The sequence below is a fragment of the Metabacillus sp. KUDC1714 genome (assembly GCF_014217835.1).
GTDB lineage: Bacteria > Bacillota > Bacilli > Bacillales > Bacillaceae > Metabacillus > Metabacillus rhizosphaerae.
Genome location: NZ_CP055263.1, coordinates 4159175 through 4181980 on the forward strand (window position 1 = coordinate 4159175; position 22806 = coordinate 4181980).

At 35.2% G+C, this 22806-nt stretch carries 27 protein-coding genes; 21 read left to right on the plus strand and 6 right to left on the minus strand.

What is annotated here, in order from left to right:
• Nucleotides 1-32: 32 nt before the first annotated feature.
• The 3 genes from HUW50_RS19095 (at nt 33) to HUW50_RS19105 (ending at nt 2431) form a co-directional block, all read left to right on the plus strand.
• Nucleotides 33-500: a DUF420 domain-containing protein gene (locus tag HUW50_RS19095; protein WP_066330496.1), complete on the plus strand. Its 468-nt coding sequence runs from the start codon at nt 33-35 to the stop codon at nt 498-500.
• A 150-nt stretch (nt 501-650) separates the two neighbouring features.
• Entirely contained in the window at nt 651-1166 is a 516-nt protein-coding gene (locus tag HUW50_RS19100) for a GNAT family N-acetyltransferase (protein ID WP_066330495.1), read from the plus strand.
• An 89-nt stretch (nt 1167-1255) separates the two neighbouring features.
• On the plus strand, nt 1256-2431 hold the full coding sequence (locus HUW50_RS19105; protein ID WP_185653120.1) for a GNAT family N-acetyltransferase: 1176 nt from the start codon (nt 1256-1258) through the stop codon (nt 2429-2431).
• A 156-nt stretch (nt 2432-2587) separates the two neighbouring features.
• Here HUW50_RS19105 and HUW50_RS19110 read toward each other — a convergent pair whose 3' ends face one another.
• A complete protein-coding gene (locus HUW50_RS19110) occupies nt 2588-2944 on the minus strand; it encodes a YugN family protein (RefSeq protein WP_066330491.1) in 357 nt (118 codons plus the stop codon).
• 296 nt (nt 2945-3240) lie between these two features.
• On the opposite strand from HUW50_RS19110, the gene safA reads away from it, so the two are divergent.
• The 3 genes from safA (at nt 3241) to HUW50_RS19125 (ending at nt 5834) form a co-directional block, all read left to right on the plus strand.
• Nucleotides 3241-3864 (plus strand): SafA/ExsA family spore coat assembly protein, encoded by a 624-nt coding sequence (gene safA, locus HUW50_RS19115; RefSeq protein WP_066330489.1) that lies wholly within the window; start codon nt 3241-3243, stop codon nt 3862-3864.
• Between the two features lie 18 nt (nt 3865-3882).
• Nucleotides 3883-4308, plus strand: coding sequence for a CBS domain-containing protein (locus HUW50_RS19120; protein ID WP_066330487.1), 426 nt, complete (start codon nt 3883-3885; stop codon nt 4306-4308).
• A gap of 449 nt (nt 4309-4757) precedes the next feature.
• Nucleotides 4758-5834 (plus strand): CAP domain-containing protein, encoded by a 1077-nt coding sequence (locus HUW50_RS19125; protein WP_066330485.1) that lies wholly within the window; start codon nt 4758-4760, stop codon nt 5832-5834.
• A 418-nt stretch (nt 5835-6252) separates the two neighbouring features.
• Here HUW50_RS19125 and HUW50_RS19130 read toward each other — a convergent pair whose 3' ends face one another.
• Nucleotides 6253-6741, minus strand: coding sequence for a PaaI family thioesterase (locus HUW50_RS19130; protein WP_066330483.1), 489 nt, complete (start codon nt 6739-6741; stop codon nt 6253-6255).
• Nucleotides 6742-6953: 212 nt separating this feature from the next.
• Between HUW50_RS19130 and ylbD the strand changes: the two genes are divergently transcribed.
• The 5 genes from ylbD (at nt 6954) to HUW50_RS19155 (ending at nt 9395) form a co-directional block, all read left to right on the plus strand.
• Entirely contained in the window at nt 6954-7346 is a 393-nt protein-coding gene (ylbD, locus tag HUW50_RS19135; protein WP_066330482.1) for a YlbD family protein, read from the plus strand.
• 61 nt (nt 7347-7407) lie between these two features.
• Nucleotides 7408-7647 (plus strand): YlbE-like family protein, encoded by a 240-nt coding sequence (locus HUW50_RS19140; protein ID WP_066330477.1) that lies wholly within the window; start codon nt 7408-7410, stop codon nt 7645-7647.
• A 377-nt stretch (nt 7648-8024) separates the two neighbouring features.
• The gene (locus tag HUW50_RS19145; protein ID WP_185653121.1) at nt 8025-8453 is read left to right on the plus strand and encodes a hypothetical protein; all 429 of its coding nucleotides are present in this window, start codon (nt 8025-8027) and stop codon (nt 8451-8453) included.
• Nucleotides 8454-8527: 74 nt separating this feature from the next.
• Nucleotides 8528-8977 (plus strand): YlbF/YmcA family competence regulator, encoded by a 450-nt coding sequence (locus HUW50_RS19150; protein ID WP_066330472.1) that lies wholly within the window; start codon nt 8528-8530, stop codon nt 8975-8977.
• A 145-nt stretch (nt 8978-9122) separates the two neighbouring features.
• Complete coding sequence (locus tag HUW50_RS19155; RefSeq protein WP_066330470.1) at nt 9123-9395, plus strand: YlbG family protein; 273 nt, start codon at nt 9123-9125, stop codon at nt 9393-9395.
• 269 nt (nt 9396-9664) lie between these two features.
• On the opposite strand, the gene HUW50_RS19160 is transcribed toward HUW50_RS19155, so the two are convergent.
• Nucleotides 9665-10054 (minus strand): DUF7147 family protein, encoded by a 390-nt coding sequence (locus HUW50_RS19160; protein ID WP_066330466.1) that lies wholly within the window; start codon nt 10052-10054, stop codon nt 9665-9667.
• 470 nt (nt 10055-10524) lie between these two features.
• Here HUW50_RS19160 and rsmD point away from each other — a divergent pair, with 470 nt between their 5' ends.
• Entirely contained in the window at nt 10525-11094 is a 570-nt protein-coding gene (rsmD, locus tag HUW50_RS19165) for a 16S rRNA (guanine(966)-N(2))-methyltransferase RsmD (RefSeq protein ID WP_066330464.1), read from the plus strand.
• Between the two features lie 2 nt (nt 11095-11096).
• Nucleotides 11097-11582 (plus strand): pantetheine-phosphate adenylyltransferase, encoded by a 486-nt coding sequence (gene coaD / locus HUW50_RS19170; protein WP_066330463.1) that lies wholly within the window; start codon nt 11097-11099, stop codon nt 11580-11582.
• 41 nt (nt 11583-11623) lie between these two features.
• Here coaD and ylbJ read toward each other — a convergent pair whose 3' ends face one another.
• On the minus strand, nt 11624-12847 hold the full coding sequence (ylbJ, locus tag HUW50_RS19175; RefSeq protein ID WP_066330462.1) for a sporulation integral membrane protein YlbJ: 1224 nt from the start codon (nt 12845-12847) through the stop codon (nt 11624-11626).
• A gap of 321 nt (nt 12848-13168) precedes the next feature.
• Here ylbJ and HUW50_RS19180 point away from each other — a divergent pair, with 321 nt between their 5' ends.
• The 3 genes from HUW50_RS19180 (at nt 13169) to ltrA (ending at nt 16825) form a co-directional block, all read left to right on the plus strand.
• Entirely contained in the window at nt 13169-13969 is an 801-nt protein-coding gene (locus tag HUW50_RS19180) for a patatin-like phospholipase family protein (protein WP_066330461.1), read from the plus strand.
• Nucleotides 13959-14984 (plus strand): SepM family pheromone-processing serine protease, encoded by a 1026-nt coding sequence (locus tag HUW50_RS19185; protein WP_066330460.1) that lies wholly within the window; start codon nt 13959-13961, stop codon nt 14982-14984. The genes HUW50_RS19180 and HUW50_RS19185 overlap by 11 nt, the downstream gene beginning before the upstream one ends.
• A gap of 581 nt (nt 14985-15565) precedes the next feature.
• A complete protein-coding gene (ltrA, locus tag HUW50_RS19190) occupies nt 15566-16825 on the plus strand; it encodes a group II intron reverse transcriptase/maturase (protein ID WP_185653122.1) in 1260 nt (419 codons plus the stop codon).
• A 91-nt stretch (nt 16826-16916) separates the two neighbouring features.
• On the opposite strand, the gene HUW50_RS19195 is transcribed toward ltrA, so the two are convergent.
• Nucleotides 16917-18134, minus strand: coding sequence for a nucleotidyltransferase (locus tag HUW50_RS19195; protein WP_066335966.1), 1218 nt, complete (start codon nt 18132-18134; stop codon nt 16917-16919).
• 394 nt (nt 18135-18528) lie between these two features.
• On the opposite strand from HUW50_RS19195, the gene HUW50_RS19200 reads away from it, so the two are divergent.
• The 4 genes from HUW50_RS19200 (at nt 18529) to HUW50_RS19215 (ending at nt 21051) form a co-directional block, all read left to right on the plus strand.
• A complete protein-coding gene (locus HUW50_RS19200; protein WP_066335964.1) occupies nt 18529-19047 on the plus strand; it encodes a YceD family protein in 519 nt (172 codons plus the stop codon).
• A 77-nt stretch (nt 19048-19124) separates the two neighbouring features.
• Entirely contained in the window at nt 19125-19298 is a 174-nt protein-coding gene (gene rpmF / locus HUW50_RS19205; protein ID WP_066335963.1) for a 50S ribosomal protein L32, read from the plus strand.
• Nucleotides 19299-19520: 222 nt separating this feature from the next.
• On the plus strand, nt 19521-20288 hold the full coding sequence (locus tag HUW50_RS19210) for an enoyl-CoA hydratase/isomerase family protein (protein WP_066335961.1): 768 nt from the start codon (nt 19521-19523) through the stop codon (nt 20286-20288).
• Nucleotides 20289-20436: 148 nt separating this feature from the next.
• A complete protein-coding gene (locus HUW50_RS19215; protein ID WP_066335951.1) occupies nt 20437-21051 on the plus strand; it encodes an RsfA family transcriptional regulator in 615 nt (204 codons plus the stop codon).
• 129 nt (nt 21052-21180) lie between these two features.
• Here HUW50_RS19215 and HUW50_RS19220 read toward each other — a convergent pair whose 3' ends face one another.
• Complete coding sequence (locus tag HUW50_RS19220) at nt 21181-21645, minus strand: N-acetyltransferase (protein ID WP_066335948.1); 465 nt, start codon at nt 21643-21645, stop codon at nt 21181-21183.
• Between the two features lie 268 nt (nt 21646-21913).
• Here HUW50_RS19220 and HUW50_RS19225 point away from each other — a divergent pair, with 268 nt between their 5' ends.
• Nucleotides 21914-22804: a 2-dehydropantoate 2-reductase gene (locus tag HUW50_RS19225; protein WP_066335943.1), complete on the plus strand. Its 891-nt coding sequence runs from the start codon at nt 21914-21916 to the stop codon at nt 22802-22804.
• Nucleotides 22805-22806: the final 2 nt, after the last annotated feature.

Here is a 22806-nt window from a genome sequence, read left to right on the forward strand (position 1 = left end):
ATAAACTTTTTTATTGAAGGAATGGACTAAAAATGAATACAACATTACCTATATTACCAACCATTAGTACAACGTTTATTGTGTTAAGTGCAATAACTGTAGCAATTGGTTGGTACTTAATTAAGCAACGGAAAATTGAAGCACATATGAAGGCCATGACAGTTGCGGCAATTTTTGCTTTAATCTTTTTCATAATCTATGCTTCTAGAACGATTTTTATTGGAAACACTGCTTTCGGAGGCCCTGCTGATATTGAAATATATTATACAGTTTTTCTAATTTTTCATATAACCTTAGCAACTGTGGGTGCGGTATTTGGTATCATTTCGTTGGTAACTGGGTATAAGAAAAACTTGAAGGCACATCGTAAGTTAGGTCCGATTACAAGTGTTGTTTGGTTTTTTACTGGTATTACAGGTGTTGCTGTTTATTTATTACTGTATGTTTTTTATAGTGGTGGGGAAACAACATCAGTCATTAAAGCAATCTTAGGGTTTTAAACATATTTTCAAGGTGGTTTAGAATAAACTGTTCTAAACCACCTTTTTTTTTGTATAGGATCTAAATTAAGTAAACAAAAGTTTGTGTATAGGTTCAATCGTATCTCTTATTGATGATGACCAAAAATCAAAAAGAGGGGAGAGAATGTTTTGATTGAAATTTTAACGAATCGGCTAATGATCATACCTTGTTCACTTGATATTGCCAAATCATTAGTGTTTCATCGAAAGGAGCTAGATAAACGTTCTCCAATTGAATTCCCATTTGGTTGGCCTTCTTCTTTTGTAAAGGGCTTTCTTCCTTACTATATAGAATGCTTAGAAACAAAGGAAAAGGCAAATGATTGTGGACTTTGGTTAATTATTTTGTACGAAGAGAAGAAAATAATTGGTGATATTTTATTGCTAGGTAAGCCTTCTAAGGAAGGAGAGGTAGAATTGTGTTATCATGTGGAGGATAAGTCTGTAGATGAAACCATTGCCTATGAAGCTGTAGATGCTTTCATTGATTGGTTAACGTATCAAAAATCAGTTAAAAAGGTTGTAATGGAGTGTGATGTACAACAAGATCTCTCAATTAGACTTTTTGATAAATTAGGAATGGTCTGCACGAAAAAAGATGGTCGTTTTTTAAAATGGGAAATTCAAAAAAAGGATTTGGAATAAACAACTGTTATTCAATGAAAATGTATGAGCAGAGACACAGGTGGATTGTGGGCATATTCCCCCTCTCCACCAATTAGGAGTGAAGTTCATTGATACGAGTTATTACTAATGAAGACTACGAAAACGTTTTAAAACTATCTGAATTTGCGTTTCAATATACTATATCTGAGCAAGAACTAGAGAGTACAATAAAAAAACTGGATAAGCAGTACATAATAGGTGACTTTGAAAAAGATGACCTAAAAGCAAAACTTCATATTTATTCTCTAGAAGTTAATATTAAAAATAGAGTATTTAAAATGGGAGGAGTTGCTTCGGTTGCGACATGGCCTGAAGTAAGAAGAACTCGAAAGGTTACACAGTTAATAGAAGAGGGACTCCACTGGATGAATATGAAGGAATTTGATATCTCGTATTTGCATCCGTTTTATGTTCCTTTTTATAGAAAATTTGGTTGGGAACTAATTTGTACTGATAAAACATATACGATCCAAAAAGAAGATTTGATGTTTTTACATAGTCAAAGTGGGAATATTGTTAGAAAGTCAAAAGAAGAGGCTCTTCCTTCTTTAATGAGCCTGTATCGTTCGTTTACAGAAAACAATAATAGCATGTTAATAAGAGATAAAAGCTGGTGGACAGATGTCGTTTTAAACAAGGGAGAACATGTTGTTTTTCATGTTAATGAAGAAAATGAAGCAGATGGTTACATGATTTATTCATTAGAGAATCGTGAATTAATTGTTCATGAAGTGATTGTTTTAAATGAATCTATGAAAAAGGATTTCTGGAATTTTATATGTCAGCATGATTCAATGGTATCAACAGTTAAATGGAAATCATATGAGGGAGACCCTTTGACTTTGATTCTACCAAATCCAAGAGTTCAAACCGATATTCATCCATATTTTATGGGGAGAATTGTTAACGTACAAAGGTTTTTAGAGAAGTATCCGTTTTTTATTCAAGGGGAAAAGCCACTAATTCTTCATGTGTCAGATCCAGTCTGTAACTGGAACAATGGATCTTTCTTTCTCGAAGGTGAGGCAATTAAGATTTTTCAAAAAGAGAAAGGTATATGCAATAATTCACCAAGGAAAGGTTTAAGAATGGATATTGGAATTTTGACAGCAGTGTTACTTGGTCATCAAGACCCGATTCAGCTTTATAAGCTAGGAACGATACAAGGAGAAGAACAACAACTAAAATTATTAATAGACATCATACCTCCTTTAGGATCATCTTTACTGTTTGATTTTTTCTAATCCAAAATATCGATTAAAATTAACCAATAATGGTAAAAAGCAAAGCCTCATTTATAGAGTTTTTTGCTTTTATAGCAGCACAAGCTGAAAGATAGAATGGTGTAATGAACCGAAAATATGGAAACAAAAAGCAAAGGAATTAAGTCCTTTGCTTTGTTATTGTACCTTTTGAATTTCCTCGGATACTTGTTTTAATAGACTTTTACTAGTGTTTAAAACACCAGCTGGAAAGTCTTCGCCTTCACCATATTCAACACCGTGTGGGTAATAATGTTTACCTAAAAGTGGGGTGATTAATTTAACCACTGCATGCCGACCACCAATATCACCTTCTACAGAGTAGCCTTGAACACGAAGATAGTAAACCTCGCCTTTAGCTTCGATTTTGCGGTCGTAAGTAACTCGTTCATAATCCCATTGACCTGCCAATACAAGCCCATTCTCATCCATTATTTCATTTAAACGAGATAAATCAATTGTTACTCCTTCTAAACCTGTGCCTTCTATTCTCATATGTATGTCCCTCCTAAAGCCTTTTCACCATTTATATTATAGCTTAATTCTCTTAAAAAGATAATATCTCCATTTTTAATAATAGTATGAATGCCCTTAACTTGCAACGCTTAGTTGTAGATTAAGACAGACAAAATAAAAAAGAGTATTACAATGGATATTTCATTCTTAATAGCCAGCAAGATATCCCTACCTCAAATAAATATGCAGTCTTCTTTATTATATTAAGTTAGCAAAGTTATTTTAGAGTTAAAATTCTTTTTCTGGTAAAACTATCTGTGAAAGGAGGAGGTTATATGAAAAAGTACATACAGCGTTTTGTGCTTTTATTTTTATTAATTGGGCTATTCACGTTTCCTCAACATGCATTTGGACAAACTACTACTCATACAGTAAAAAGTGGTGATACGTTATGGATTATTGCACAACGTTACCAAGTTGGATTATCTGAGATAATCGGTGCGAACCAACAGTTTAAAAATCCCAATTTAATTTATCCAGGTCAGAAGGTTTACATCCCACAAATAAGTGGAACAAAATCAATAGAAGAACAAGTTATCTCGCTAACAAATGTTGAAAGACAAAAAGCTGGATTGCCAGCGTTAAAAAACAATTGGGAATTATCAAGAGTTGCTCGCTTTAAATCAGCGGATATGAGAGACCGAAATTACTTTAGTCATGATTCACCTACATATGGATCTCCTTTTACCATGATGAAAAACTTCGGAATTTCTTACAGAACAGCAGCTGAAAATATCGCTGCGGGGCAACGTACTCCTGATGAAGTAGTTAGAGCTTGGATGGATAGTCCTGGTCATCGGGCAAATATTTTAAAACGTGACGTAACTGAAATAGGTGTTGGGTATGTACAAGGTGGGTCATATGGACATTATTGGACTCAGATGTTTATAGGAAGGTAATAGTAAGGAGGAAAATCGATGCAAACCGTGAAAGATATTATGACGTCAAATATTGAGTATTGTACACCATTAGATAATGTATATGAAGTAGCTGTGAAAATGAAGGATTTAAATGTAGGAGCAATTCCGATTGTAGAAGATCAAAAGTTAATCGGCATGATTACAGATCGAGATTTAGTTGTTAGAGGCATTGCAGAGAAACATCCAGGATCTAATCAAGTGACAAATGTTATGAGTGATCATATTTACTCGATTGAATCAAATGCATCTTTAGATGAGGCTGCACATATGATGGCCAAGCATCAAGTTAGACGATTGCCTGTCGTGGATAATGGAAAGCTGGTTGGAATCGTTTCATTAGGTGACCTTTCAAAAAACTATACAACAGGTGAAGAAGCTGGCGATGCCTTATCAGATATATCAGAATCATATGAAAGTAATTGAAGTTGAAATAGGCACCTTCTTTTGGGTGTCTATTTTTTTAGTTGGTTTTTTTCTATGAGATTTGCTTTTAAAACAAAAACTAATTCAGGTTGATTGGAACTGATTGTGAGACTCCTGCAGACTTTTACGCTAAGGAGGCTCACCGCCTTCCCCGCGGAAAACGAGCTTCTCTCGCTGCAATAACCACACCGTATTACTTGGTAAATACCCACAAAGTTTGCGAAAACAGCTTTTTCGTTAGAAATTAATTTCGTTTTTAGAAAAGTTTTGTTAATTTGGAACTATTTTGTTCAATATGTTAGGAAATTACGGAATCATATAATATACTTTGTTTAACAGACTTTTTATCGGGAATATTAGTAATACTACTTTACATGTCAAATAAAAAGTATATCAATAAGAAGTTTTCATATAATGATAGAAAGAAGAGTAGTTAGGAGGGGCTTAAACTGCGGATTATCATTCGAACGGTTGTCATATTTTTTATTATATTTATAAGTTATACGTTATTTATCTATTTCGGACAATACACTCCCAGCGAACAGCACGAGGAAGAAAATGTCCAAATTTCAAATGAAGAATTATCAAAGGAAAAAGAAGCTGTCACAAAAGATGGAACAGCTAACCTTCCAGCTGACGGGATATTGTCCTTAATGAATAAATCATCTGAGGAAATAACAGCTTTATTTGGTGAGCCAGATCGAATCGATCCTTCAGCATATGATTATGATTGGTGGATTTATGAACAAGCAAATGACAAGTATATGCAAATAGGAATCTTAGATCAAAAGGTTGTTACTGTGTATGGAATCGGTAGTGAGGTAAATGCCAAGCCTTTTAAAATTGGACAACCTGTTCAAGAGGTATTTAAAATCGCGCCAGTTTCGCCAAGTTTGTCACTAGAATATGTAGGAAACTCTTATCGTTTTGAGTTTTCAGAAGAAGATATGAATACGAGACCTACAGTTAAACTCGGAGATGTCTTTGTGCAATTATATATTGATAAGTTTGATGGGATATTATCAAGTATACGGGTTTTGGATCCAGAAACGTTTATTAAACAGCGCTCATATGAAGTAACATATCGTGGTGAATTAATTGAAGCTAAAGAAAACAGTGAAGAAAAATGGGAGAGAATTGAGAGTGGCTCAGAGCAACAAATATTATCGATTACAAATGTGATTCGTACAAGACATGGGATTCCATTGGTTAATTGGGACGATGTAACATCACAAGTTGCTTTTTTACACAGTGAGGATATGAAGTTAAATAATTATTTTTCCCATGAATCTCCAACTGAAGGAACCTTGGTTGATCGCCTTGCTGAATTTAATGTGAAATATGAAATGGCAGGAGAAAATATTGCTGCACAATATGTGGACGGGATTGCAGCTTCAGAAGGCTGGTTGAATAGTAAAGGTCACCGTGAAGCATTGCTAAATGAGGAATTTACGCACTTAGGTGTTGGTGTTGACGGGCTATATTATACGCAAAACTTTATAAAAAAATGGGAACAAGTGGAGTGAAGAAAAGGGTGGTTACAACAATGTAGCCATCCTTTTTGTGTTTAGGAAACCAATTACCCCAATACTTAACGAGCAGTAAATCGAAGCACGATTAAGTTTTTAAGGAGAAAGTTGGGGTGAGGGGGAAACTACTCTTAAAAATCTACGTCGATGGACAGGTTATCAAAGTCAGTCGAAGTTCACAGAATCTGGCGTTTTAAGAGTGAAAAGTTACGCAGCCATTCAATGGAGAATCCCACTGAATCAAGTCTCACTTTAGCTTAAGATAGGCACGTCGTTTTTGCATATGCTAATCAAAGAAAGCAGACAAATACCCTTTTTCTTTTATCGTTCAGATAGAATTTACCGAATTTCGTCTTTTTTTTACAAACATTACTCTGTTTCTTTATAAAAAATTTTCTTGTTTTAATATCCCCAATTAACTTCTATTGATAATAAAAAAGCTTGCCGTACTATGTGCGATAAGGGTTCCGTCGTCTCGGAAAACCTTTCCTTCAGTTACAACTGTTTTATTTCCCTTATGAATTGTGTTAGTCCTACATATTAATTCTTTTCCAACACCTGGTGCTACATAATTTATTTTAATTTCTGTTGTTACAGCAGTTTTGTCAGGAGGTAGTAAATGATGAACAAGTCCACCCATTGCTGAGTCAAGTAACGTTGCTGTAATACCACCATGGACAATGTTTAATGAGTTTTGAATAATAGGTGTATTTGGAATCCTTATTGTAAATTGATTGTCTTTAAACTCGCCTTCTGCATGAAGTAACGCACCGATATAAGAGCCCTTTTCATGATATTGCTTCCTTTTTAATCCACTAAGTAAAAGTTCTAGTACATATAGATCCTCGTTATCTGCATTTTGTAATACCTCGTTTGTTAATTGTATTAACTCGTCCTTTGTCATATGGCTAACCCTCTCCTTTTGCTAGTGATAGTTTACCAAAATTTTCTTTGCTGTAGCAATTGTTTCTAAAGACTCTTTTCTATTTGTTTGTTTTAAACCTGCTTTAAGTATTTCATGAGAAAACTCCGAAATCTGCCTTTCTAAAATGGGCGAACATTATTGCTGTTTTTCAATAACATATTATAGGCAAATGTATCAATGAGGTGAAGATAATGGCATCAAAAAAACCACATCCATCTGTTCAAAAATTTAAAGAATTTGTGAAAGAACATCCAAAGCTTGTACAAGAGGTAAGAAAGGGAAATAAGGAATGGCAGGAAGTATTTGAGGATTGGTATTTACTTGGTGAGAAAGATGTTGTATGGAAACAATATAAAGATGAAAATAGCGAGGAGCAATCAGAAGAAAAAAAAGCTGATTTTATGTCTCAAATGTTTTCAGCGGTAAAAAATATGGATATGAACACAGTTAACCATCATATTTCAAATATGAGTAGTACGATATCAACGATTCAAGGATTGTTTGATCAATTTGGACTATCAAAAAGTTCAGGGCAAAAATCATCAGGTAGTAATCAACAACCCTTCTCATTTAGAAAGGATTAATAGGCACGCCTAATTAATGTGTGTCAGGAAATAAAACCGAGGCACATGTAGGAGGGGTTGGATGAGAAAAGAAATTCAGGAACATATTCGCGCTAATAAAGAACGACAGACATTTATCCGAGAACAGCCACATTGGTTTCGTAAACTGTCTAGAAATCCTAATGACCTAGAGTCATTAGAAATAGAAATGATGAACTATTATCAAAAAACAATTCCTCATAAAGTACAGCAATTTTCTAATTCAGTTCAAATGGCACAAATGATGATTGCGATGTTTCAAACAATGAGACAACAGGATTAAACGGCTTTTTTAAGTCGTTTTTTCTTATGGCTCTTATCTAAGAGATTGTTGCTTTTAAAACGAAAACTGTTTTAGTCAATTAAAGTTAAAAACAAAGGCTGATTCGCAAACTTTGTTGCTTTTAAAATAGTATTGGGTTGGTTGATTGCAGCGAGAGGATGCTCGCTTTCCGTGGGGCGGGCGGTGAGCCTCCTCAGCGCGAAGCGCCTGCGGGGTCTCATCTGTCCCGCTACTCCCACAGGAGTCTCGCATATCCGTTCCAATCAACCTAATCAGTTTTGTTCAAAAACAACAATCTTTTAGAAGAGAGCCAAAACAAAAGAAATATTCATGATTTTATCCTTATTTGTAAACAATACAAAAAAGGAGGCGATAAAATGAAACGGTTATTAGCTCTTGTATTCATATTAATTGGAATGACAGGTTGTGTAGAAGACAAGCCACGTCCTGAGGGAAATGTAATATTAGTCCCTCTCCATGTGACGAATGTTTCTAATGATGTAGTTGAGGTTGTAAGTCAAAGTCAACTGGCTTCCTTGAATATAAAACATTATGTACGAAATAAAGATGTATATGTAGAATGTTATATTCCTAATTTTTCTTTTAAAGAAAAGGGCGGTAATAAAGTAAGTGGAGAAGGTCATATTGAAGTATCTGTAGATGGGAAAAAGATTGATGACATGAATACTGCAGCCTTTATTGTAAAGGGATTAAACAGAGGTGTACATGAAATGATGGTGGAGGTTGTTCACAATGATTCAACAACTTATGATTTAAAAAAAATATGGACGGTTTCGATCCAATAATATATGTGACAAGGTAGATGATTTTCATTTTCTTCTATTCATGGTAAAATGAATGCTGGAGGTGCAAATACTCTATGTTTGCTACTATTGAAAGCATGTTACTACTAGATGAAGCGGAACAACTTGCAAGCTTGGTTCTCAAGTCGGTGCCGGCAGAAGAATATCGTCGTAGTTTCTATAGATTAAAAAATGACAAAGATGCTCAACAGCTCATTTCTCAATTTGCGAAAACGAAGGACTTATATGAAGATGTCCAGCGCTTTGGTAAATACCATCCGGATTATCGAAAGATATCAAAGGATATGCGTGATATAAAAAGAGAACTCGATTTAAATCAGAGTGTGTTCAATTTTAAAAAAGCAGAAAATGAACTGCAAGCATTACTTGATGAAATAAGTGTTCAAGTTGGCCAAGCCGTTTCTGTGAATATTAAAGTTCCGACAGGTAATCCCTTCTTTGACACTGGGTCAAGCTGTGGAGGAGGTTGTGGTTCTGGTGGAGGGTGTGGCTGTAAGGTGTCATAAAACGAGTTAAATACACTCGTTTTATTTTTTTTGAAAATTCCATGAAGGAATATTGTTAGAATTGAAAATTTTTGCTAGACTTTTAAAGTGGAGCGATAAATAGTTAAAGGGAAAAGTTCTTTTATATAAATAAGGGAGAATCAATATGTTTGAAAAACGTCAAGGTATAGTCGTTTGGCTTCACTCATTAAAGCATATAAAAATGCTTAGGAAATTTGGAAACGTTCACTATGTTTCAAAACGATTAAAATATGTTGTTTTATATTGCAATATGGATATGGTGGAGCAAACTGTACAAAAGCTTACTTCCTACTCGTTTGTGAAACATGCAGAACCATCCTATAAGCCTCATTTAAAACTTGAATTTGAATCTAAAGTGGATAAAGCGAAGGAATATGATTATAAGATAGGTTTATAACTTGTGAAATAAACATTTAAGAAAAGCGCAAGGCTTCTTGATCAGTTCCCAAGGGTGTAAGTGCTGGAACATAAAACCAAAACTGAGTAAGAAAAGTTATAAATTCTGATTCGATAAAAAGGGTTGTCTTCAGAAAGAATTACATGTAAATGTCTTTCTTTCCTAAAGGACAGCCCTTTTTACGTTATTGGAAACAAATAAAATCTTAATTGAACTGCAGCAATATATGAAGTACAGGACGTGCTTTTGCTATTTGTTTTTTCAGCTTCCTATTGCATTGGTGGGATATAATGATTTAACCTTAATATCCCAATCAAATGCTGATAATAAAGTTCAAGCTCATTAAACATATTTGATGGTTTAACATCAATTTGAATAATGTCTTTGTTTAAATAAGCTGAAAGAACTTCAAATAACTCATAGCGTTTATTTTCCTTAACGTGTGGATTTGGAATCCCTTCACGACAAATATAAAGAGCCTGGAATTTCCCTTGATCAGTCGGTTGCATAATTACAACTAAGGAAGTAACCGCTTTTTCATTAACTTTTGTATGTAAGGCAATTAGCTTAGACACACGATGTTTGTTAGCTCTTGCTGTTTCAATAAGTTCATAAATATCAGAATAGCCTTCACCTAACTCAATAAATCGTTGAATCATATAACTTCCCCCTAAAATATTATATACGTCCATTTTAAACTGAATTTTCACTATAACATGAAGATGTTAAAATGAGAAGTATAGTAAAAATCATAGTTTTGTACGAAAAAAAACCCTACAGATATACTCTGTAGGGTCCTTCAAAACCTTTTCACATGTAAAAGGTTGAAGGCAAAGGGAGAGGAGAAACCGGAGGAAGAACTTATGGGGAAACGTAAGTCTTCTCCGCGGTTGGCAACAACATCAACGAATCGATGTTGTTACTACTCATTATCACCAAATGGTTTTTCCATATACATAAAAGAAAAAATTTTTTCTAAACTTCTTTCACAATGATCAGATATTGTAACATATAGAAGTGCTATGGTAGGATAAAGTGAATCTTCTACAAGTATAGAGATTTTCACATACATAGAGATCCATAGAAAATCCTTTGTAGAGATGTAAATAAAAAAGTAGTGGTGACAGATATGAGAGTAGTTTCAGGTAATTATAAAGGTAGACAATTAAAAGCAGTACCAGGGGTGACCACAAGACCTACAACTGATAAGGTAAAAGAAGCGATCTTTAATATGGTTGGTCCGTATTTTGATGGTGGAAATGCCTTGGATTTGTTTGCAGGTAGCGGAGGGTTAGGTATCGAAGCTTTGAGTCGTGGGATTGAAAGGTGTATTTTTGTTGATCGAGAAGCAAAGGCTATTCAAACGATACATAAAAATTTAGAAGCATGCCTTGCAGTTGAGGCATCTGAAGTATATCGAAATGATGCTGAACGAGCAATAAAAGCAATAATTAAACGCGAACTTCGATTTGAATTAATCTTTTTAGACCCACCGTATAAGCAACAAAAGTTGAAAGCGCTTATAACCTCAATTAGTGAAAATAATTTGCTAGAAGAGGGTGGATTTATTGTTACGGAGCATGGATCAGAAGTTCAATTGCCTGTAGAGATCGACCAATTTATCCAAATAAAGTATGAAACATACGGAATGACCTCTATTACCGTATATGGATATAAAAGTAGTTTAGGGGAGGAATAAAGATGGGAAGCATAGCAGTATGTCCTGGAAGCTTCGATCCAATTACATATGGTCACTTAGATATTATTAAAAGGGGGGCAAAGGTATTTGATCAAGTGTATGTTTGTGTATTAAACAATTCCTCCAAACAACCTTTATTTTCGGTTGAAGAGCGATGTGAATTAATTAGTGAAGTAACAAAGGATATTCCAAATGTCATTGTTGAGACCTTTAAGGGATTGCTCATTGATTATGCACGGGAAAAGAAAGCTCAAACGATTTTAAGAGGACTTCGTGCTGTTTCAGATTTCGAATATGAAATGCAAATAACTTCAATGAACAGAGTTTTAGATGATAATATTGAAACATTTTTTATGATGACGAATAATCAATATTCATTTTTAAGCTCCAGCATAGTTAAAGAAGTCGCAAAATATAAAGGGGATATAGCAGAGCTGGTTCCTGAAGTGGTTGAAAAGGCATTAAAAAGTAAATTCATTGATGAGTAAAAGGTGAGGGAAGAACCCTCACCTTTTACATTGTTGAAACACTATGGCGTTTTAGTAAACACATTGCGTTTACCATATAAGTAAACATAAACACATAATGAAAGAATGGTGATAAGTGGTCCTACATGTAAAATTGTTTCCCAATAGTCAATAGCCCACTTAGGACTATGTCTCATAAAAAAGACGGGTAATTCATTAGAATGATAAGATTGTAAATTTAAATAAAGTGGTTTAAATAAAAAGAATGCAATAATCGCAGAGTAAATACCTTGCAAAATTCGCGCTATGAAAAATGGCTGAAAGCGAATATCTGTATCAGCTAATATACTTGCAACCTGTGCTTGAATGGATAAACCACCAAAAGCTAATATAAAGCTGGCAACCATTACTTTATCTAATAAATTTGCTGTAGATTCACTAACAAACTGATTACCTAAAGTGATTTCAAAGATTCCTGTAATAAGTGGTACACTTAGATCAGTAGAAATATGTAATAAAGTTAATCCTCCAGAAAAAACGATCGCAATCCATTCAGTTACATGGATTAGTGATAATATTTTGTTGAAAACAGAGAAAAGAATGATAAATCCACCAATCATAAGCAGTGTTTGGATAGAAGAGATCACAGCATCCCCAAGCATTTTTCCAAGAGGTCGAGATTCCTTTATTCTAGTTAAATGTAACTCTCTAAAGGCTAATTTTAACGGTGGAAAAATCATGTGCTTTTTTTCAGTTTTTAGTGATGAGTCAATTCCCCCATAATATCTCATCGTGAGACCTACACATAAATTACCTAAATAGTGTGCAGCAGCTAATAATATGCCTAGGGAAGCATCATTAAAAAAGCCAACAGCTACCGCTCCGAAAATAAATAGGGGATTAGATGAGCTTGTAAAAGAGACTAATCGTTCTGCTTGTAATGCCGTTATTTGTTTTTCCTGCCGTATTCTAGCAGTAAGCTTTGCACCTGCTGGATTGCCAGATGCCATTCCCATCGCCCAAACAAAGCCACCAACACCTGGTACACGGAAGATCGGTCGCATTAGAGGCTCAAGTAATACACCAATAAACTTTACAACTCCAAAACCAATGAGTAATTCTGATACAATAAAAAAGGGGAGTAAAGATGGAAAAACAACTTCCCACCAAATTGTTAATCCTCTGATGGATGCTTCTAGCGATTCTTTAGGATTAAGGATGATTGCAATCGTTAGTCCACCTATAAAAGTAGCAAAAAAAATTGTTTTAAGTTTTGAAAGACTCAAATTGTGATGCCTCCTAAACATACGGGTCATAATAGGTATACGCACAAATGTGGATGAAGCACTTTTCCAAGTTGTTGTACAAACCTCTTTAGTTCAATATACGAGAATAGGTGCACATTTTAGACCATAAGAATGAGCTATACCATTGTTTTGAAAAATAAAAGTGCAAAGAATTGGATGAATCGGCTATTTTACTCATATCTTTATAAAAAAATATTTTTATCGTAAGACTTTGTTAAATCTTAATGTTGTATTTTATAGGGTCAACGCAACAATCTCTTATAAAATTTGCTAATAATGAACTAAAAGGAGGGTATCTCCTTGACAAAGGAGCCAAAGATTGGACTAGCGCTTGGATCAGGTGGTGCAAGAGGGTTTGCACACTTGGGGGTATTAAAGGTATTACATGATGAAGGAATTTCTATTGATTTAATCGCTGGAAGCAGTATGGGAGCACTAGTTGGTAGCTTCTATGCTTCAGGCATAAGTATAGACAGATTGTATCAATTTGCCTTAGCTTTTAAGAGGAAGTATTACTTGGATTTTACAGTTCCAAAAATGGGTTTTATTGCAGGTAATCGTGTAAAGGAATTAATTCGCTTATTTACACATAGAAAAACATTTGCTGAATTAGATATTCCAGTAGCTGTTGTCGCTACGGATTTATATGATGGAAAAAAGGTTATATTTAAAGATGGACCTGTAGCAGATGCAGTTAGAGCTAGTATTGCTATACCAGGTATCTTTGTTCCAGAAAAAATTGATGGTAGACTATTAGTAGATGGAGGTGTTGTTGACAGAGTACCTGTTTCGGTTGTAAAGGAAATGGGGGCAGATATTGTGATCGCAGTTGATGTTTCACATGTAAAGCGAAATGAGGATATAACGTCAATATTTGATGTGATTTTGCAAAGTCTCGATATTATGCAGGATGAGCTTGTTCATCATCGGGAAATCGCATCAGATGTTATGATACGTCCTCATGTCGAACAATATAATTCTCGAGCTTTTACAAATATAAAGGAAATTATTGAGATAGGTGAGAAGGAAGCTATTCAGCATATAGAAAAAATACATAGGCTTATAGCACAGTGGAAGGAGACAAACAGTCATGAAAAGTAAAACTATATTTCGTTCTCTTATCTTGTTAGCAATGATTGTACTAATCATGACATTTATTAAGCTTCCTTATTACGTAACACAACCAGGAATGGCTTCAGAACTAGAGCCGATCGTGGAGGTTCAAAATGGATTTGAAGATGAAGAGGGAAGCTTTTCTTTAACAACTGTTCGGTTTGGAAGAGCAAATCCGTTAACTTATATGTGGGCAAAGCTACATGATTATTATTACATCCATCCTCTAGAGGAAATTAAAAGAGAAGATGAGACAGATGAAGAGTACTATAATAGACAATTACATATGATGGAAGCATCACAGGAATCAGCGATTACTATTGCTTATAAAAAAGCAAATAAACAAGTTGATTATACATTCCACGGTATATATGTTGATGGAATTGTAAAAGACATGCCTGCTGCAGATGTCCTAAAAGTGGGAGATCGAATTTATAAAGTGGACAATAAGGATTTTCAAACGGCAGAAGAATTTATCGAGTATGTTGGTAAAAAGAAAGCCGGAGATGAACTAGCAATTACCTTTGAAAGAGAAGAAAAGCAAAAACAAGCAAAAATTAAGCTGGCACCATTTACAGAGGATCCTAAAAAGGTAGGGATTGGAATTTCACTAATCACGGATCGACAAATAGAAGTAGAGCCGGATATTAAACTAAATACAAAGGAAATAGGAGGGCCTTCAGCAGGATTGATGATCTCACTTGAAATATATAACCAGCTAACAGAAAAGGATTTGACGAAAGGCTATGATATCGCAGGTACAGGAACAATTAACACAGAAGGAGAAGTTGGTCCAATCGGAGGGATATCACAAAAAATTGTTGCCGCAGACAAAGCAGGGATAGAAATTTTCTTTGCACCAAATGAAAATGACAGCCCTACATCAAATTATAAAGAGGCTATAGAAGTTGGAGAAAAGATCAAAACAGAAATGAAGATAATTCCGATTGATACATTTGAAGAAGCAGTAGAATATTTAACGAAACTTAAAGAGAAAGGATGATTAATGATCATCCTTTCTCTTTTTAAGTGCGCCCAGCATGGGTGCAGTCTATAGGGTGAAAGTCCCGAACTGTGAAGGCAGAAGTAGCAGTAGCTTAACGCAAGGGTGTCTGTGGTGACGCAGAATCTGAAGGAAGCGAGCGGCAAACCTCCGGTCTGAGGAACACGAACTTCATATAAGGCTAGATACCATTGGATGAGTTTGCTTAACAAAACAAAGTCCTTTCTGCCGAAGGTGGTATAGAGTAAATGAAGCAGATAGATGGAGTGAAAGACTGTACTCTTACCTGGGGAGGTCTGACTGATAAGCCAAGCACTCTTGGTAACCTATCTAGTGATAGATAGCTGAACAGTCAGAAGTCAGCAGAGGTCATAGTACCTTTCAAACTCGAGAATGAAAGGGAAGGACTGAACAAGTTAGGAAGGATGAGAACTAGGCGTTCATAAGTAGTGTAGAAGCAGACAATCTCTTACGAGACTTACTTGAAGGAAGAAGTGGTGAATACACAGGGGACTTCAAGAGGGTGGAGCTACTAATGGCACAAATAGAACATCTCATTCACGTAGAGAGGATATATCTTAATGTTAATGGAACGAATTCTATCACGAGAAAACTTACTGAACGCTCTTAAACGAGTGGAACGTAACGGAGGCAGTCACGGTGTAGACAAGATGTCGACCCAATACCTGCGTTCGTATATTGTCGAGCACTGGGACGAATTGAGAAAGTCTCTCCAACAGGGAACCTATGAACCTCAACCCGTTCGTCGTGTCGAAATCCCGAAACCAAACGGCGGAGTTAGATTACTAGGAATCCCTACCGTGATAGACCGTTTCATTCAACAAGCGATTACTCAAACATTAACCCCAATTTATGACCCAACATTTTCTGAAAACAGTTATGGGTTTCGTCCACAAAGGCGAGGGCATGACGCTGTACGGAAAGCGAAAAGATACATCGAAGATGGTTATAGGTGGGTAGTCGACATAGACTTAGAGAAATTCTTCGATAAAGTGAACCATGACAAACTCATGGGGCTACTGTCAAAGCGTATTGACGATAAAGTTCTACTAAATCTTGTTCGAAAATATCTCAATGTCGGGATTATGATGGGTGGCGTGGTCTCACAAAATACAGAGGGAACTCCACAAGGAGGTCCGCTAAGTCCACTACTTTCAAATATCATTCTAGATTTGTTAGATAAAGAATTAGAGAATAGAGGGCATAAATTCGTGAGGTATGCGGATGATTGTAATATTTACGTGAAATCTAAGAAAGCTGGCTTACGAACAATTGCGGGTGTAACGTCTTTCATTGAAAAGAAGCTTAGTTTAAAGGTAAATCGTGAGAAATCAGCCGTAGATCGACCATGGAACCGAAAATTCTTAGGCTTTAGTTTTACTAACAGAAAAGAGCCGAAAATACGTATATCCAAACAAAGTATCAAGAGATTTAAACAGAAGGTTAGGGAAATAACGTCAAGAAAATCACCGATACCAATGGATGTAAGAATAAAGAAATTAAATCAGTATTTAGTGGGTTGGTGTGGGTATTACGCATTGGCAGATACTCCAAGTATCTTTAAAGGTTTGGAAAGTTGGATTCGAAGAAGACTGAGATTGTGTTACTGGAAACAGTGGAAACTTCCTAAAACAAGGATAAGGAAACTTATAGGACTAGGAATTGATAAACACAAAGCATATGAATGGGGAAATAGCAGAAAGGGCTACTGGCGAATAACCAGTAGTCCAATCCTTCACCGTGCCCTCAATAACTCTTTCTGGAGAAAAGAGGGTCTCAAAAGTCTATCTGAACGATACGAAACTTTACGTCACACTTAATTTGAACCGCCGTATACCGAACGGTACGTACGGTGGTGTGAGAGGTCGGGGGTTAGTCACCCCCTCCTACTCGATTTGCAGTGACTTTTATTTAGTTATTTTCTAATCTAATCGGTGGAGTGGCATATTCAGTTCTTAAGAGCTTTGAGCGAAGCGGTTCAGGAAATATCATATTATATGTAGCTGCAGCCTTTATATCTAACTCCAGCAAAGGATGTTGAAAGGTTGATAGCTTAGATATAATCGGAAGTTCAATCTGTTTTTTTATAGAGTTTAAATATCCCTGACCTTTTGAAGACATACCTAATAACCTTATATATGGTGATGTTTCGCTCTGGTCGATATAACTCATCTGTTGTTTGGTTGTTTTCGTTAATAAATGTGTGCATAACCTTTGTAGTCTAGTCCATGTATACCGTTTCGTTTTGATACGTTCCATAAAATCTTGAAAACTAACAGCAGAATGTATGTTTTTTTTGATTCTGTTTTCTAAACCTTCTTCTACTTCATAAATCGTGAGTAGATCCTCTTCACTCATGGTCATAATAGAATACTTTAGTAAGTGAAAATAATATTCCCAATTGTGTAAGAGATCTTGTTGGTCTTTGTATTTGTCCATGACTTTTACCGTTTCCTTAGGAACATAATTTGCTACCTGATCTTTGTTTGCAAATATTGCTTTTCGAATACTTGTCGCACTAGCTATGGTAGAAGAGACAAAATCTTGTTCATGGTAACCGGCTGATGACCGTTTAATTGTATAAGGTTTTATTTTCGCTTGCTGTTGATGAATTGATTTTACATAATGAAATCCAAGGATATTGTTGGGTAAAGATAAATCTAAAATTTCATGTCCGTTAGATAAGGATTGGAATGCAAGAGTTAATGCTGTAGGGTAACTCACACCAGTTTTAATATGGTGTTGGATTAACTCCTCATATTGCTTTTTGTTATGTATAAGAAATTCATTTGCAAGAAGGAAGGAAGAAATGTCTCCAGATTCACTACCAAAGCATAGTGATTGACATTGTAAGGCCTCTAGGATAGAAACGGAACCATTTGCAAACGTCTCCGCTTTTTGTGTAGCAAATGCATAAGGTAATTCAACAACCAAATCTACTCCACTATGTATAGCCATTTTCGTTCTATCCCATTTTGAGACAATAGCAGGTTCTCCTCTTTGCAGAAAGTTCCCACTCATGACAGCAATAACAATATCTGCATTTGTTTCTTTAATGGATTGTGTTAAATGATAGTAATGTCCATTATGAAAAGGATTATATTCTACGATAAGGCCTAAGGCATTCATATGATCACCACGTTCTAGAATTTTATATAGATGCTGATATCCATTATAGGTTAAACGATGATAACTATAAACACTTTGTATCTCATTATTTATTAACTCTTTTTAAGCTCACTGTTGATTTTGGCACTTTGTCGATTGGTGCATAATGCATACAGCGGAAATCAACAACCAAGTTTAATAGTGCTATTTATTTTAATAAAATTGTAGAAAGAACTTGCAAAGCAGTCATAGGATGATTAAAATAAGACATGCTAAATAAGCCGTATTTGAGTGGTACAAGATATTCGTTTTGTAAAAATGCGATAATCATGTATACTTATACTGTAAAGAAAAAATATTGACAAATATTATTGCGAAGGCTATAATTACCTTTGTTGCCTTGAGGTGATACACATTGAAATGGACAATTAGTCAACTAAATCAATTGCAAAGCAAGGGTTTGAAAATTGAAGAAGAAATCGATTTAAGTGAGCTTGTCACTAGTCATCAAGACATTCGTGATATTTCTCCTGTAAGCGTTAGTGGAAGAGCCGACATTAGCTCAAGTAAAGTAACGTTCCATTTATCAATTTCAGGTTCAATGGTTCTGCCTTGTTCTCGAACATTAGTGGATGTACAATATCCATTTTCAATTGATACAACAGAAACATTTTTATTAAAACCAGCAGACTATGATACGGAAGAGGATTTTCATCTTGCTGAGGGTGATATTGTTGATCTAACACCTATTATCAAAGAAATCCTTATATTAGAAATTCCGATCCAGGTATTCTGTGATGATGGTGCAAATGAAGAAGGAGCTGCTCCTCAATCAGGGAAAGATTGGGAAGTTATTACTGAGGAAGATCAGAATAACAAGATTGACCCTAGACTTGCTGGATTAGCAAAATTCTTCGAAAATGAAGAAAGTTAATATACTATAGCTTATAGCACAGAATGAACCGGTTTTACCGGATTCACAATGCAATGCTCTTTAAGGAGGTGGGAATAATGGCTGTACCTTTTAGAAGAACTTCTAAAACAAGAAAAAGACTACGTCGTACACATTTTAAATTACAAGTACCTGGTATGGTAGAATGCCCAAGCTGCGGTGAAAGCAAACTAGCTCACCGTGTATGTAAAGCTTGTGGAACATACAAAGGAAGAGACGTTGTAAGCAAATAATTATTTGTTACAGCTAATGAAGCGTGAGGATCAATCGATCTTCACGCTTTTATTATTGTTAATGAAAATTATAAAATTCTTGAACTGTGGGTATTCATAAGCCAATTTAGAATAGAAGGCAAAGTGCGCCTTCTATTCTAATTCGTCTTATTTGCCCTAGGCTGAACGAGGCGCTTGCGCTTTTGTTCTTGTGAAAATCAGTAAATGGAGAGGAGGATATGTATGAATAAACTTGTGATGAATGAATATGAAGAAGGAATTATCGAACTTAAGCTTAATCGGCCTTTGAAGTATAATGCTGTAGACCTGGAAATGATGGATGAATTAAAAGCTAGTCTTAATTCTTTATATAAAAGAAACGATATAAAAGCAATGGTTATAACAGGAGAAGGAGAGAAGGCATTTTGTTCAGGTGGTGATGTAGAAGCCTTTCATCATTTGAAAACAAAGGACGAAGCCTACCATATGCTTTCGAAAATGGGGGAATTACTTTATCAAATTATGACATTTCCAATTCCAACCTTTGCCTTTATGAATGGAATTGCCTTAGGTGGCGGCTGTGAAATTGCTACAGCTTGTGACTTTCGCATCGCAAAACAAGGTATTTCACTTGGGTTTATTCAAGGTTCTTTAGCAATAACGACAGGGTGGGGAGGATCCACTATGTTACATGAAAAATTAGCATATGATAAGGCAATGACAATGCTTTTATCTGCAAGAACAATGCTTGCTGAGGAAGCGCATTCTTTAGGGTTTATCCAAAAGATTGTTTCAGATACAAATGCTCGAATCGAGGCATATCAATTTATACATGAGTCATTAGTTGATCACCCTAATGTACTAAGAGCATATAAATCTGTAAAAGTAAATCAGTGGATCAATACTCAATTACATGTAAGAATGATGTCTGAAATCAATAGATGTGCTGAACTATGGGAGATGGAAGACCATCTTAGTGCTGCTACTTTATTTTTAAATAGAAAGAAGTAACTTAAATAGTTTGTTTACAAAGTGTTTTTGGTCTTGTCTTAGTCTCGCTTATCTAGAGTCTTTTTTAAAAGTAATAGATTGTATTTAGTCTATCTATTCTACTAGTTGCATATGTATAGAAAAAAAGTGACTATTGGAGGGATTATAGATGACTACTACGCGTCAAGATGCTTGGACTCATGATGAAGATTTATTGTTGGCTGAGGTTGTACTAAGGCACATTCGAGAAGGTGCAACACAGCTTGCTGCCTTTGAAGAGGTTGGTCGAAAGTTATCAAGAACCGCTGCTGCTTGTGGGTTTAGGTGGAATTCTCATGTTCGCAAACAATACAAAACAGGCATTGAGGTAGCGAAGAAACAAAGAAAAGAGCTTAGGACTGTTCCTCAACAAGAAGAGGAGCCACTTAAGGAGCCAATCGCTCAAGAAGAAAGCAAATCGCCTAGTGTACAATCTAAAAATGCAATTAAGGATCTCATCACGTTTCTCCAACAATATGAAGAAGCACCATCTATGCAAGAGATTCAACAAGAAAATAGACAATTAACAGGTAAAATTAAGATATTAGAAGAAGAAGTGGCCAAATTACAACATGAAAAGGAATCACTCATAAATAACTTAGAAGTAATTGAAGAAGATTACCATGCATTAATTGAAATTATGGATCGTGCAAGAAAGATGGTTATTCTTCAAGAGGATGAAAGAAATAGAAAAGTGAAATTTCAAATGGATAAAAACGGAAATTTAGAAAGAGTTGAGAAATAAAGGGCTAAGCAGGGGCTGACTCTCAAGTAGAAGTCAGCCCCTTTGTCATAAAAAAGCACTTAGTATTTTGCCAATATATGCAATTCCGAAGCTATTTACTTGTCAGAAGCTCGCAAGCACTAGGATATATTATTGTTCACTGACACCTGAAGGATACCAGACTAATGGGTTTTCTCCTTTGTCACGTTCCATTTCGTATTTAACTTGTTCAAAGTTCATTTTAGACCAAAAGTCTCCTGATTTAACTCGTGGATTTGTTTTAATAGGTAAATTAAATGATTTTGCGTAGTCGACAAGTGCTCTTCCATAGCCTTTACCTTGGTAATTTGGTAAAACTTCCAGCTTCCATAGCTCCAAAAAGTCCTGTTGCGGGCTAAAATATTGATCGAATCTCTTGTTTACACGATAAAGACTCATTCGTGCGACTAGCTTGTCACCGTAATAAATGCCGTAGAACGGTGAGTCGCTATCATTTTCAATTATATTTGACTGCAGATCCTCAAGCATAGAAAGCTCTTGTATTCCATATTCTCTAAATTTCTTAAATTCCTCTAAGGTTTTATAATTAACTAACAATCTTTCAACTTTTAACATAGCAAATTCCCCCTTGATGCACATCAAATTATATCGTTTTGGTAAAGAATATTTTGATTTTAATGATAATAACAATACAATTATTATAGCATGACAAATGTTGTTCATGTAGTTTTTTAGTTAACCGCTTCCAGTAAATTAATTTACAAATGGATTCAATTGCTTTTTCTAGTGGAAAAAAGCAAAAGTGTGGTACATTCGACGTTTCATTTGATATGATTGAGCTGATAAATGTAAAACTTAGCAAAGTAAATAGTAGGTGGGAACAATGGATATAGGAATTATTGGTGCGGGTTCATTAGGCTTGCTTTATAGTTATTATCTCAGTAAGAACCATACAGTTACCCTTTATACGAATCAAAAGCAACAGGCTGATCAGATAAATTCAAATGGTTTGTTGATGGTAAAGGATGGAATAAACACTAGGGTAATGATAAATGCTGATTCAACAAGGAATTATAAAGAAGAGCTCTTAATTGTGACTGTAAAGCAATACGATATCGCTTCTATTATTGCAGAAATAAACAATCTTACACCAAGAACGATATTGTTCCTTCAAAACGGTATGGGGCATTTACCGTATTTGTCAGCTCTATTAAAGCATCACATTATATTAGGTATCGTTGAACATGGTGCAATACGACTTGATGATCACACAGTCCAACATACTGGAGTAGGTAAGACAAAAATCGCTTATTATAATAGAGATAACAGTCAAAACTCATTGATTCAACAATTGCAAATCAATCAACAATCACTATTTCCGATTGAAATGGAAGATAACTGGAGGAAGATGCTTTCTGAAAAATTGGTAGTTAACGCTACAATAAATCCATTAACATCTGTATTAAAAGTGAGAAATGGTGTATTAATCGAAAACGATCATTTTATGAAATTGTTAAAAGTACTTTTTAATGAAGTCATACAAGTATTGGGACTGTCGAATGAAGCACTACTTTGGGAGCATGTATACAACATCTGTGAAAACACCGCACAGAATCAATCATCAATGTATAAAGATATCCAAAACGGACGTCAGACGGAAATTGATGCAATTCTAGGTTATTTAATTCAGCAAGCAACTAACACTCAAAAACCAATTCCACACATTACATTTTTATATCATGCTATTAAAGGGATTGAGATAGGTAATGATTGAAA